Genomic DNA, 13,428 nt, shown 5'->3' with positions numbered 1-13,428 from the left:
TACCACAAATCAGGCAGTTATCCTACAAAGCTTTCAGCATCTTGATTTCATGACTAAGGAAATTTACTTTTCCTCTGTTTGCATGAATATGACAAATATCACACTTGCCACAACAGATATGCAATTATGGCTATCGGCTTCAGTTTTGAGGCGTTGATTGGGAAGTCACGATTTTCCCAAAGCTTTGTAAACTCGCACAATCAGGGGAAACGTACTTCTTATTCATGTGATGACGTTTTGAAGAGACGCACAAACGATAGGAACCAGTCGTATCGGAGCCGTCATGCAGCAACGCAAGTCATCGCAAGGTTTCAAGCGCAAGGAATTGGTCGGAAAACTCAATCCGACCTGTGTGCGCGCCTTCAAGGCAGCGGCGGATGCAGCAAAGCTCCGCGGCAATCCTTATGTGGAACTTGTCCACTGGATCGAGCAACTTGTGTTGTCGGATCGGGCGGACGTGCAACTCATCCTTGCCGACGCTGGCGTCGATGCGAGCCGCCTGGCCGCCGACATGTCTCGTGCCATCGACAAGCTGCCCTATGGCGCAACCTCGATCGAGGAGTTCTCCGACCACATCTTCCACGCCATCCAGGAGGCCTGGAACCTGGCGTCGATCGAGTTCGGCGCGGATGAGGTTCGCGGCGCCTATGTGATCCTGGCCGCGCTGAAGACACCCGTTCTCGACGGGCTTCTGTCCAAGATCAGCCCGGAGTTCGACAAGATCGATGCCGACGGCGTCATCGCGCGCCTGGACGATGTGGTGTCCGGCTCGCTCGAGGCGGCTGGTCCCGCACCGGTCGCCGAGGCCGCACCTCTTCGGCGCGCGCCGGGGGGCGATTCAGCACTTGCCAAATATTCGACCGACCTGACCGCAAGGGCCCGCGAAGGCAAGCTCGATGCCGTGGTCGGCCGCGATCCCGAGATCCGCCAGATCGTCGATATCCTGATGCGCCGCCGCCAGAACAACCCGATCCTGACTGGCGAGGCCGGCGTCGGCAAGACGGCGGTGGTCGAGGGCTTTGCGCTGCGCATCGCCGAGGGCGACGTGCCGCCGATGCTGCAGAATGTCAGCCTGCGCATGCTCGATATCGGCCTGATGCAGGCCGGCGCCAGCGTCAAGGGCGAGTTCGAGAAACGGCTCAAGGCTGTCATTGACGAAGTACAGTCCTCCGAGACGCCGGTGATCCTGTTCATCGACGAGGCCCACACGCTGATCGGGGCAGGCGGTGCCGCCGGCACGGGTGACGCCGCGAACCTGCTGAAGCCTGCACTGGCGCGCGGCGAACTGCGCACCATCGCCGCGACCACCTGGGCCGAATACAAGCAGCATATCGAGAAGGACCCCGCACTCACCCGCCGCTTCCAGACGGTAAAGGTCGACGAGCCCGACGAGGCCGCTGCCATCCTGATGCTGCGCGGCGTTGCCGGCACGCTGGAAAAGCACCATCAGGTGCAGATACTCGATGAGGCGATCGAGACGGCGGTGCAGCTTTCGCACCGCTACATCCCGGCCCGCCAGCTTCCCGACAAGGCGGTGAGCCTGCTCGATACGGCCTGCGCCCGCGTCGCGATCTCGCAGCATTCGCGGCCTGCCGAGGTGGAAGATCTGATGCGCCGCCGCCAGGCGCTGGAAGTGGAAAAAGGCATCATTGGCCGCGAAACCGCGATCGGCATCGATGCCGTCGACAGGCAGGCGCGTGTCGACACGGGCATCGAGGAAACCGACGCCGCCCTGGCTGCCGCCGAGGCGCGTTGGGAACGCGAAAAGACCGTTGTTGCCGATATCCTGGAGGTTCGCGCAAAGCTGCGCGGCGAGGGCGTTCCGCTTGATGCCGTCACGACGGGCCAGGAGACTCCTGCCGAAGAGGAAGTCGCTAAGCAGCCCGTTGCCGAACTGGTCGGCGCTGAAGCTCCGGCAAGTGCAGAGGACGCTCCGATCGTCGCGGAACTGCCGCCGGAAGCCGAGGCCGCGCCACCCGCCAACACCGCTGATCTGACCCGCCTCAAGGGCCTCATGGCCGAGCTGGCTGAAATGCAGGGCGAAACCCCGCTGATCCTGCTCTCCGTCGACCGCAATGCGGTTGCTTCGGTCGTGCAGGACTGGACCGGCATCCCGACCGGGCGGATGCTGACCAGCCAGACCGAGAAGGCGCTGCGTCTGGCCGGCGTGCTGGCCGAGCGCGTCGTTGGGCAGGATCATGCCATGGAGATGATCGCCAAGCGCGTGCAGATCAGCCGCGCCGGCCTCGGCGCACCGGAAAAGCCGGTCGGCGTCTTCCTGCTGTGCGGCCCCTCCGGCGTCGGCAAGACCGAGACGGCACTTGCCCTTGCCGAGACACTCTACGGCGGCGAGCAGAACCTCATTTCCATCAACATGTCGGAGTTTCAGGAAGCGCATACCGTCTCGACACTCAAGGGTGCGCCTCCCGGCTATGTCGGCTACGGCAAGGGCGGCATCCTCACAGAAGCCGTGCGTCGGCGCCCCTATTCGGTGATCCTGCTCGACGAGGTCGAGAAGGCCCATCCGGACGTCCACGAAATCTTCTTCCAGGTCTTTGACAAGGGCATGATGGACGACAGCGAGGGGCGGCGGATCGATTTCCGCAACACGCTGATCTTGCTGACCTCCAATGTAGGCTCCGAAGTCATCATGCATAAGACGGAGGGCGGCCAGAAGCGCGAGGCCATCGAAGACCTCGACGCATCGCTGCGCGCACCGCTGCTGAAAGTCTTTCCGGCGGCATTCCTGGGCCGTGTCGTCACCATTCCCTACTATCCGCTGTCCGGCTCGATGATCGAGGCGATAACGCGCATCCAGTTTGCCAAGATCGCCCGACGGCTGCGCGCCAGCCACGACGCCGAACTGGTCATCGGCGACGGCGTGATGGAAATGATCAAGGCGCGCTGCACCGAGATCGAATCGGGCGGCCGCATGATCGATGCGATCCTGACCAACACGCTTTTGCCAAGCATGAGCCGTGGTGTGCTGAACCGGTCGATCGACGGCGAAAAGCTGGCCAAGGTCACCGTCGGCGCATCCGACGAGGGCTTCACCTACGCCTTCGAATAGCTCTCGGCTTTTCCCGCCGCTCGATAATGATGTGCAATGCACAATCTTTGGCCTTGCCTGTTTCCTGATGCGAAAATAGGCTTCCTCGCCATGCGGTGCGGCTGTAGAAACCGCCGGGATCAAAACAACAAGAGGCGTCAAAGTGAAAAGAGTTCAAACCATCGTCATGGCTGCTGCGGCTTGCCTGGCGGCATCGATTGCCAGTGCGCCGGCCTGGGCGCAGTCCAAGACGCTGACGATTTCCTGGTGGGGGTTCAACGGCGACAAGCTGGATGAGTACATCATCAAGCCGTTCAAGGAGAAATGCGGCTGCGAGATCGTGTTCGAGACCGGCAACAACGCCGACCGCCTCAACAAGATCAAGATCCGCGGCGGCGAGGGCGTCGATGTCGCCTATTTCACCGACGCCTATTCGCAGATCGGCATTGCCGAAGGCCTTTTCCAGCCGGTCGACAAGGCGAAGCTGCCAAATCTCGCAGGCATCTACGACATGGCCAAGGCGCCGCAAGGGGACTTCGGCCCGGCCTACACGATCGGCCGCGTCGGCGTGATCTACGATTCCGCCAAGGTGAAGACGCCGATCACCTCGTGGAACGATCTGTGGAAGGAAGACTTCAAGAGCCAGCTTTCGCTGCCCGGCATCACCACGACCGCCGGCCCGATGGCGGTGATGATCGCCGGCGCCCATGCCGGTGTCGATCCCTTCGCCGACAGCGACGCCGCCTTCAAGGCCGTCGAGGAGCTGAAGCCCAATGTGGTGAAGAACTACAACACCGGTTCCGAACTGGTGAACCTGTTCTCGACCGGCGAAATCAGCGCCGCAGTCGCCCAGGACTTTACCCTCGCGCAGATCCAGGCAGCCGTCCCGACCGCAGTCTGGGCCGATCTGTCCGACGGTGCGATCGCGACGCTGAACACGGTCAACATCCCCAAGGGTGCTGCCAATGTCGATCTTGCGCACGAGTTCATCAACTTCATCCTGTCGCCGGAAGTTCAGCAAAAGACTGCCGAAAACGGCGTCGATGCGCCGGTCGTTACCTCGGTCAAACTGACCCCGGAACAGGCCAAGCTCTGGACCTACGGCGCCGACATGATCGCCTCGCTGAAGCCGGTGGACTACGAAAAGCTCAACGCCGCCAAGACCGATTGGGTCGACCGCTGGAACGAAGTCTTCGGGATGTAAGTGCCGGCCCAAGGGCGGTCGCATATGAAATTCGACCCCCACTCCGTCTCGGCTTCGCCGAGCCACCTCTCCCCCGATCGACGGGGGAGAGGAAATGCCGTCCGCAAGGCTGGCTCCCTTCCTCTCCCCTTTTGAGGGGGAGAGGTGGCTCGGCGAAGCCGAGACGGAGTGGGGGTTGGCTGCGCCATATACGATTGCCCTGCTCAATATGCTGCACCAAGCCTTTTGCGGCGTTTTGCCCCTTTCTTGGCGGATCAAGGAAGGGTAGCAGACCTTATGCAATCGGTTTTCGAGCCCAAGTGCTGCTCGACAATGACGAAAGAGATCTGACTTCCATGCTGAAACGCTATGCCGGATGGTGGCTCGCCGCGCCCGCGACGCTGGTCGTTCTGGTCTTCCTCGTGCTGCCGGTGATCGCCACCATCGGCACGACATTCGGCGAGACGGCCGGAATCTTCTCGCCTTACACATCCTTCTTCGGCAGCGGTTTCCGCCGCAGCGTCCTGTGGCGCACGCTCGAAATATCGCTGGCCACCACCGCTATTTCGCTGGTCGTCGGTTTCCTCACCGCCTATGTCGTGTCGAAATCACCCGGCAGGCTGAAAAGCCTTCTCATCATCGCCGCGGTCTTCCCGCTGCTCACCGGCGTCGTCGTGCGCTCCTTCGCCTGGCTGATCATCCTCGGCAAGAACGGCATCCTCAACAGCTTCCTGATCGGTATCGGCGTGACGTCCGAGCCGTTCGCGATGCTCTACACCCAAGGCTCGGTCATCGTCGCGATGGTCTACCTCTTCGTGCCGCTGATGATCCTGACGCTGGTCGGCGTGCTCGAAAACATTCCCGAGGATGTCGTGCAGGCTTCCGCCTCGCTGGGTGCGACGCCGGCCGGCACGTTCCGGCAGGTCATCCTGCCCCTGGCTGTGCCCGGTCTGATCGTCGGCGCGGTGCTGGTCTTCACTGGCTCCTTCACCTCGTATGCCACGCCGCAACTGCTCGGCGGCGAGCGCCAGATGGTCATGGGCACACTGATGTATCAGCGCGCCATGGTCTCCTTCGACTGGGTCGGCGCCTCCACCATCGCCGCGATCATGGTGGTGATAACGGTCACCGTCGTGCTGGCCATGAGCCGCGTCGCGCGGCGTCTCAACCCGATGGCGACATGATGACCACACGCATCAATCCACTGCTCATCCTGTTCACGATCCTGGTCTACATCTTCCTGACCGGGCCGCTGATTATCGTGCTCGGCGCCTCCGTCAGCGACACGACCTACCTGACCTTTCCGCCGCAGGGCCTGTCGCTGCGCTGGTTCGAGAACATCTTTGAAATCAGTGCCTTCCGGCGCACCATTGTCACCAGCCTTCAGCTTGCCATTCTGGCCACCGGACTGGCCCTCCTGATCGGCATTCCGGCTGCCTATGCGCTCAACCGCTACCGCATCCAGCTGCCGACATGGCTCTCCACCGTCTTCGTGCTGCCCATTCTGGTGCCGGAAATCGTCCTCGGTTTCTCGCTGCTCAAGTCGGTCGCGGTCGGCGCCAGCGCGCCGATCTTCCTGACGCTGCTCATCGGCCACACGCTTCTGGTCCTGCCCTATTGCGTCCGCGTCATCTCGGCGAGCCTCGCTTCCTTCGATTTCTCGATCGAGGAAGCGGCGATCAGCCTCGGCAGCCGGCCGCTGAAAACCTTCTTCACCATCGTGCTGCCCAATGTCCGCTCGGGCGTGATCGCGGCCTTCATCCTGGCTTTCATCACCTCGATCAACGACGTCTCGACGTCGCTGTTCCTGACCGGCCCCGGCATCTCGACGCTGCCGATCCAGATCCTCGCCCATGTCGAGCAGTTCTTCGATCCGACGATTGCGTCGGTGTCGGTGTTGCTGATGTTCCTCACCGTCGCCGTCATGGCGATCGTCGAGCGCACGCTCGGCCTTACCTTCCTTGCGAAATGAAACCATGACCCAGGCTCTGACCGTACAAAACCTCACCGCCCACTATGGCACGACCAAGGTGCTGGAGGACCTGTCGCTGTCCGTCGGCAGCGGCGAGCTCGTCTCGCTGCTCGGCGCGTCCGGCTGTGGCAAGACGACGACCCTGCGCCTCGTCGCCGGCTTCCTCCAGCCCACCTCCGGCACGATCACGCTTGGCGGCAAGGATCTGACGCGGCTGCCTGCCTACAAGCGCGACATCGGCCTCGTCTTCCAGAACTACGCGCTGTTCCCGCATCTGTCGGTGCTCGACAATGTCGGCTTCGGGCTGAAGCAGCGCGGCGTGGCATCGTCCGAGCGCGAAAAGCGCGCCAAGGCGATGCTGGAGCGCGTCGGGCTTTCCCAGCTCGCAGACCGGCTTCCCGGCGCATTGTCGGGCGGGCAGAAGCAGCGCGTCGCGCTCGCCCGCGCGCTGGTTATAGAGCCGCCGCTGCTGATGTTCGACGAGCCGCTGTCCAACCTAGACGCCAAGCTGCGCGTCGACATGCGCGTCGAGATACGCCAGCTGCAGCGCGCCAACGGCACCACCTCGGTCTATGTCACCCACGATCAGGAAGAGGCGTTCTCGATCTCCGACCGCGTCGCCATCATGAATGCCGGCCGCATCATGCAGCTCGGCACGCCCGAGACGCTCTACCAGCGCCCGGCCAACGCCTTCGTCGCCCGCTTCGTCGGCTTCGAGAATCTCGTGCCGCTGAAAGTCACCAAGCGCGACGGGGCGAGTGTCACCGCGCAGACCCGCGACGGCTCGACGCTCACGCTGTCGCAGGACCGCTTCGGCGCCATCCCCGACGATTTCGTCCTCGCCGCCCGCGCCGACGGTCTCGCCGTCACCACTGATCCCAAGGCGCAAGGCATTCCCGCGACGCTTGGCTTGAGAACCTATCTCGGCCGCGCCTATCAGTACCATAGCGAAACCGCCGCCGGCACGCTCGTCGCCAATGGCGCGCTTTCCACGCCGCAGGAACCCGGCAGCGCCGCCAAGCTGGTGCCTGTGCCGGACCAGTGCTGCGTGCTGAAGCCGGAATGATCTGAGGACGTTTCATGTCTGTCCTCATCACCAACGCCCTCATCCTCCCTTGCTCGCCGGACATGCCCGTCATCGAGCGCGGCTATGTCCACATCGAGGGCGACGCAATCAAGGCGGTCGGGTCCGGCCCGGCACCGCAAATCCCCGGCGCCGAAATCATCGACACCGACGGCGACCTGATCATGCCGGGCATGGTCAACCCGCACTGCCACATGGCCATGAGCCTGTTCCGCGGGCTGGGCGAAGACGTTGACGACCGGCTCTACCGCTACATCCTGCCGCTGGAGCGCAAATTCGTGCGGCCGGAGGCGGTGCGTGCCGGCACCGCGCTCGCAGCGCTCGAACTGATCGGGGGCGGCGTCACCACCGTTGCCGACATGTACTACTTCGAAACCGAAGTCGGCCGTGTGGTCGACAAGGCCGGCATCCGCGGCGTGCTTGGCCAGACGCTCGCCGATTTCGATCCGCCTGACCACAACAGTTTCGACGAAGGTTTTGCCCTCGTCGAGCAACTGGTGGCGGAATTCTCCGGCCACGACCGCATCATTCCCTCCATCGCGCCGCATGCGCCTTATTCCACCGGCATGGCGGTCATGGAGCGCGTCGCGCGCTGGGCCGACGATCATCCCGGTATCCCGGTGCAGATGCATCTGGCAGAAACCGACGCCGAGATGGCCTGGGCCGCGAAGCTCGGCGGCCTGCGCCCCGTCGAAGCGGTCGAGAAGGCCGGTCTTCTGCGCAAGGGCCTGATCTGCGCGCACTGCCTCTATGTCAACGACAGCGACATGGAAAAGATGGCGCACGCCCGGGTCTGCGTCGCCCACAATGCGCGCTCCAATGGCAAGGCGGGCAGGGGCATCGCGCCGGTCGAAGCGATGCGCAAGGCCGGCATTCCCGTCGGCATCGCCACCGACGGCCCGATGAGCGGCAACACGCTCGACCTGTTCTCGCAGTTCGCGCCGGTGTCGATGTTCCAGAAATTGCTTGGCCATAGCCGCAAGCCGATGCCCTCCGTCGAGGTCATCCGCATGGCGACCATCGAAGGCGCGAAGGTGCTCGGGCTGCACGAAAAAATCGGCTCGCTGGAACCCGGCAAGAAGGCCGACCTTATCCGCATCGATCTCTCGGCCCCCCGCATGCAGCCGATCTACGACATCTATTCGACACTGGTCTTTGCCACCATGCCGACCGATGTGCGCGACGTGATGGTGGCCGGCCAATGGCTGATGCGCGGTCGCGAAGTGCTGAGCCTTGAGCGCAAGAAAGTGCTGCGCGACGCGCTTCAGGTCGCCAGCGCCTTCAAGGCCGAGATGGCCCGTATTGATGCTGCCGGCTGAGCCGCAGCGAAGCAACGACAGGACAAAGCTGTGAGCAAGAACGACGCTGAAAACCATCTCAACAAGGTGCTCGAAACCATCGACGCCAATATCGACGCCAGCCTTGAGCGGCTGTTCGAGCTGATCCGCATTCCGTCCGTCTCGACCGACCCGGCCTACGCCGCCGACTGCCGCCGCGCCGCCGATTGGCTGGCGAAGGAACTTTCCGGCCTCGGCTTCGACGCCTCCGTCCGCGACACCGCGCGCCATCCGATGGTTGTCGGGCATGATCGCTCGGGCGAGGGGCCGCATGTCCTGTTCTACGGCCACTACGACGTCCAGCCGGTCGATCCGCTGTCGCTGTGGAACTCCGACCCATTCGAGCCCAGGCTGGTGCCGCAGCCCAATGGCGACACCCACATCGTCGCGCGCGGCGCTTCCGACGACAAAGGCCAGTTGCTGACCTTCGTCGAGGCATGCCGCGCATGGAAGGCTGTTACCGGCAAGCTGCCGATCCGGGTTTCGACACTGTTCGAAGGCGAGGAAGAAATTTCGAGCCCGAGCCTCGCGCCCTTCCTTGAAAAGACCGGTGAAGAACTCAAGGCCGATGTCGTGCTGGTCTGCGACACCGACATGTGGGACGCCGAGACGCCGGCCGTCACCACCATGCTGCGCGGCGTGCTGAAGGAAGAGATCGAGATCACCTGCGCCGACCGCGACCTCCATTCCGGCATCTACGGCAATGCCGCGCGCAATGCGCTTCAGGTCCTATCCGACATCATCTCCAGCCTGCGCACGCCGGACGGCGGCGTCGCCGTCGAAGGTTTTTATGACGGCGTCGAAGAACTGCCGGCAGCCGTGAAGGCGCAGTGGCAGCGCCTGCCTTTCGACGAAAAAGGTTTCCTCGGCAATGTCGGCCTCAGCATCCCCGCCGGCGAAAAGGGCCGCTCGATTCTCGAGCAGGTATGGGCCCGGCCGACCTGCGAAATCCACGGCATCATCGGCGGCTACACCGACGAAGGTTTTAAGACCGTCATCCCGGCAAGCGCAAAGGCAAAGCTGTCGTTCCGTCTGGTGGCGGGCCAGGACCCCGAGAAAATCCGCGCTGCCTTCCACGCCCATGTCCGGGCGCGCGTGCCGGAAGACTGCAAGGTCGAGTTCCTCGACCACGGCGCCAGCCCCGCCACCGTCATGCCGATCGATGGCGCGTTGCTGCAAAAGGCGCTGGGCGCACTCACAGTGGAGTGGGAGCGCGAGGCGGCGATCGCCGGCACCGGCGGCTCGATCCCGATCCTCGGCGAATTCAAGCGCAAGCTCGGCATGGATTCGCTGCTCATCGGCTTCGCCCGCTTCGACAACCGCATCCACAGCCCGAACGAGAAATACGACCTGTCGAGCTACCGCAAGGGCATCCGGTCCTGGGCGCGGATACTGGCGGCGTTTGCGGAGCAGGATTGATGCTAAAGGGGTGTGTCCTTCGAGGCTCGCCCCTTCAAATGCGCGGCTAACAGACGGCGCCTTGCGGGCTCGCACCTCAGGATGAGGGAGGTCGCGCTATTCACGTGCCAGATTCTGCTGACGCTTCGATAGTGTTAGGCGAAATCCGCCAACGCTCCAGAGTATGAAGACGGCACCCCACCGCCCTCATCCTGAGGTGTTCGAGGCTCGCCCATCCAATGCATGGCTAACAGACGGCGCTCTGCGGGCTCGCACCTCAGGATGAGGGAGGTCGCGCTATTCACGTGCCAGATTCGGCTGATGCTTCGATAGTGTTAGGCGAAGTTCGCCAACGTTCCAGAATCTGAGAACGGCACCCCACCGCCCTCATCCTGAGGTGCGAGCCCGCAAAACCGTGAAGGTGTGCCACCAACCTCAACGGGCGAGCCTCGAAGGACGCACCCCGAAACCAAACCTCACCACACCACCTTGTGGCTCTCTCCCGTCTGCACGTTGACAAACCCCTGCGGCACGGCGTCCGTCGGCGCCACCAGCACCCAGCGCCACGGCGCGCAGGTCAGCGTCGCAAACTGCAGCCGCTCGGGAAAGCCGGGGAACCAGCGTGGCGAAAACGTTGGCTCATAGAGCCATTCGATCTTCTCCGCTTCTACATAAAGAGCCTGCATCTCGGCATCGAGTGCTTCAGCCGTCCGGTTCGTCATCAACCCGCCGACCTCGTAGCGCACATCGGCCACGACCTTGCCGTCGGTCACCAGCGCCCAGCCGCCCTGATTGTCGCGGATGCGATTGACGACTTCCGCCATCGCGGCATCCGACGAGCCGACGACCCAGATATTGTGTTTGTCATGGGCCACCGTGCAGCCGACGGCTGTGTCCGGCGTCTTCGGGCCGCAGCCCAGCCAGAACATCTTTGCCACCTTGCCCTCGCCGGAAAAGCGGTCGACGACGGAGAACTTGGTGATGTTGCGCGCAGTGTCGCGCTGCACCGCGCCATTGGCCACCGGCAGTTCGGTCGTGATGAAATTGTCGTCCCAGTGGAACGGCCGCAGCAGCGCCGCCTGCATCGCGTCGCGACCGGCCTCTGCTGGAATGGCAAAATCATCCGCCGTCATCTGCCGCTCGATATTGACCGTCTTCGTCGCCCAGTCCGGCCAGTCGATAGCCGGCAAATGACCAGTGAAATTCTTTGCCTGCGATACCTGATCGCCATCAGCCCAGACCTCGGCAATCGAAACGGTCGCCGCATCGTCCAGCAGCACCAGATCGGCGAACCGCCCCGGCGCGATGCTTCCCACGAAGGGCGTCAGCCGCATGTGCCGTGCCGGATTGATCGACACGCATTGATACGCGATCTCCGGCGTCAGCCCGCTTTCGATGGCAAGGCGCACATTGTGGTCGGTCGCGCCCATCTTCAGCGTGTCGGAGGCGCTGCGGTCGTCGGTGGCGAAAGCCACCTGGCTCCAATCGCGCAAACCGCGCTCCAGGAGCCCGCCGATGATGTCGGGCATGGAATGCGGGCGGATTTCGATGAAAATGCCGCGCCGCAGCTTGTCCCACGCCTCCTGCGGCGTCCACGCCTCATGGTCGGAGGACAGGCCGGCGGCGGCAAAGGCGTTGATCTCGGGCAGGTCGCGCAGGCCCGCGCCATGGCCCTCGACCACGCCGCGCTGCTCGAATGTCGCCTGGATCATGCCCCACAGCCGCTCATAGGAAGGGTTCTGCGGGTTCCAGACCGCCGGCCAGTCCATCACCTCGTCCAGCCCGGCGACCATCGCGCTTTGCGCGAGAAAGCCGGCCTGCTCGGCATAGCCGAAATGACCGCCGCCCCATTCGTAAGCCGTGGGCGGCACGGCTGACCCGGGCAGCGGGAAAATCTTCATTGGCGAGCCGGCGAGCCGTGCGGTCAGCCAGAATTCCAGGTTCTTCGGCCCGTTGACGTTGGAGAATTCGTGGCTTGCCTCGCAGGTCCAGGTGTTGCCGCGCGGCATGACGAGTGCTGCCTCATGCTCGGGCGTCAGATGCGAGCTTTCGATATGCTTGTGGATTTCGCCGAAGCCGGGAACGGCCGAAAGATGCGTGCGGTCGGTCGTCTCGCGCGCCGTGCCGGCAAAGGTGCCTGCCGGCCCAACATAGGCGATGCGGCGGCCACGGATCGCAACCTCGCAATCCTCCATCCACGTTCCGGTATGGACATCGAGCAGTCGCCCGACACGCACCACGCGGTCGGCCTCGCGCTTGCCCAGCGCCACCAGCACGAGGTCCTGCCGGATGCGGATTTCATCGGCGGCATTGATCAGCAGATCGTCGGGAAGGCGGGACGTTTCGGACAATTTCAAACTCACTCGATATGTCTGGGTCAAGCATTTCAGCTTGCTTTACCTGACCCGAAAATGGGAAGCGAAGCCATATTCGAATCGACCCTGAAACGAAAGGCCGCGCCCTTATGCCAACCGCTCCCGCCCGCACCGTCGTCATCGACACCGACCCCGGCATAGACGATGCGGTGGCGATCCTGCTCGCGCTGAAATCGGCGGAATTCGACATCAGGGGCATCACGACGGTGGCCGGCAATATCGGCATCGCCACCACGACGCGCAATGCCGGGCGCATCCTGGCGCTTGAGGGCCGCGCCGATATTCCGGTCGTTTCGGGCGCTGCCGGGCCGCTGTCGCGAAAAGGTTTCGACACCACCGAAATCCACGGCAATGACGGCCTCGGCGGCGTGGCGTTTCCCGAGCCATTGGCCCCGGTGGCAGGCAACGATGCGCCGGCTTGGCTGGCGAAACTGCTGGACGAACTGCCCGCCGGTTCGCTCGACATCCTCGCGCTCGGCCCGCTCACCAACATCGCGCGCCTGGTGCAGGATCACCCGGCATCGGCAAAGCGCATCGGCCGCGTCATTGCCATGGGCGGGGCGGTGCATGAGCCCGGCAACATCGGCCCGCGCGCCGAGTTCAACATTGCCGCCGACCCGGAAGCGGCGGAAATCGTTTTTGCAGCCGGTCTCAACTTCACGCTTATCCCGCTCGACGTGACGCGCAAGGTGCGCGCCACCCGCGATTACACCGCAGCCCTTCAGGCCACCGGCGTGCCGGCTGCAAAGTCCTCCGGCGAACTCATCGACGCCTATTTCCAGTCCACCACCGGCGGCGAAAGCCGTCCGCTGCATGACCCCTGCGTCATGCTTCTGGCGCTGGATGAAAGCCTGTTCGGCTGTGAGACGCTGAAAATCGCGGTCGATACGGGTGCGACACGCGATGCGGGCGCGATGACGATCGATGAGAAGGGTGCTGCGATTTCCGTCGCGATGAAGGTCGATGGGGAAGGGGCGTTGAAGCTGCTGTTTGAGAGGCTGGTAGGCTGAGCGAGTAATGGGCTAGCGGC

General features: G+C 63.4%; 9 protein-coding genes. 8 read left to right on the top strand and 1 reads right to left on the bottom strand.

What is annotated here, in order from left to right; genetic code table 11:
- Positions 1–283 precede the first annotated feature (283 nt).
- The 7 genes from tssH (at position 284) to DZG07_RS15935 (ending at position 10,044) form a co-directional block, all read left to right on the top strand.
- Positions 284–3,070 (top strand): type VI secretion system ATPase TssH, encoded by a 2,787-nt coding sequence (gene tssH / locus DZG07_RS15965; protein ID WP_119818561.1) that lies wholly within the window; start codon positions 284–286, stop codon positions 3,068–3,070.
- A gap of 166 nt (positions 3,071–3,236) precedes the next feature.
- The gene (locus DZG07_RS15960) at positions 3,237–4,253 is read left to right on the top strand and encodes an ABC transporter substrate-binding protein (RefSeq protein ID WP_091911900.1); all 1,017 of its coding nucleotides are present in this window, start codon (positions 3,237–3,239) and stop codon (positions 4,251–4,253) included.
- Positions 4,254–4,591: 338 nt separating this feature from the next.
- Positions 4,592–5,416 (top strand): ABC transporter permease, encoded by an 825-nt coding sequence (locus DZG07_RS15955; RefSeq protein ID WP_091912264.1) that lies wholly within the window; start codon positions 4,592–4,594, stop codon positions 5,414–5,416.
- Positions 5,413–6,204, top strand: a complete 792-nt coding sequence (locus DZG07_RS15950; RefSeq protein ID WP_091911898.1) for an ABC transporter permease — start codon at positions 5,413–5,415, stop codon at positions 6,202–6,204. Before DZG07_RS15955 ends, DZG07_RS15950 begins: the two co-directional genes overlap by 4 nt.
- Positions 6,205–6,208: 4 nt before the next feature.
- Positions 6,209–7,270: an ABC transporter ATP-binding protein gene (locus DZG07_RS15945; protein ID WP_119818558.1), complete on the top strand. Its 1,062-nt coding sequence runs from the start codon at positions 6,209–6,211 to the stop codon at positions 7,268–7,270.
- 14 nt (positions 7,271–7,284) lie between these two features.
- Entirely contained in the window at positions 7,285–8,607 is a 1,323-nt protein-coding gene (locus tag DZG07_RS15940; protein WP_119818555.1) for an amidohydrolase, read from the top strand.
- Positions 8,608–8,637: 30 nt separating this feature from the next.
- On the top strand, positions 8,638–10,044 hold the full coding sequence (locus DZG07_RS15935; RefSeq protein ID WP_119818552.1) for a M20/M25/M40 family metallo-hydrolase: 1,407 nt from the start codon (positions 8,638–8,640) through the stop codon (positions 10,042–10,044).
- A gap of 455 nt (positions 10,045–10,499) precedes the next feature.
- Here the strand turns inward: DZG07_RS15935 and DZG07_RS15930 are convergent, their stop codons facing one another.
- Positions 10,500–12,374, bottom strand: coding sequence for an adenine deaminase C-terminal domain-containing protein (locus DZG07_RS15930; protein WP_119818549.1), 1,875 nt, complete (start codon positions 12,372–12,374; stop codon positions 10,500–10,502).
- Between the two features lie 113 nt (positions 12,375–12,487).
- Here DZG07_RS15930 and DZG07_RS15925 point away from each other — a divergent pair, with 113 nt between their 5' ends.
- Positions 12,488–13,408: a nucleoside hydrolase gene (locus tag DZG07_RS15925; protein WP_119818546.1), complete on the top strand. Its 921-nt coding sequence runs from the start codon at positions 12,488–12,490 to the stop codon at positions 13,406–13,408.
- Positions 13,409–13,428: the final 20 nt, after the last annotated feature.

It is taken from the genome of Mesorhizobium sp. DCY119 (assembly GCF_003590645.1).
Taxonomy (GTDB): domain Bacteria; phylum Pseudomonadota; class Alphaproteobacteria; order Rhizobiales; family Rhizobiaceae; genus Mesorhizobium_M.
The sequence above is the reverse complement of the archived record's forward strand: the minus strand, read 5'-3'. Positions and strand labels throughout refer to the sequence as shown.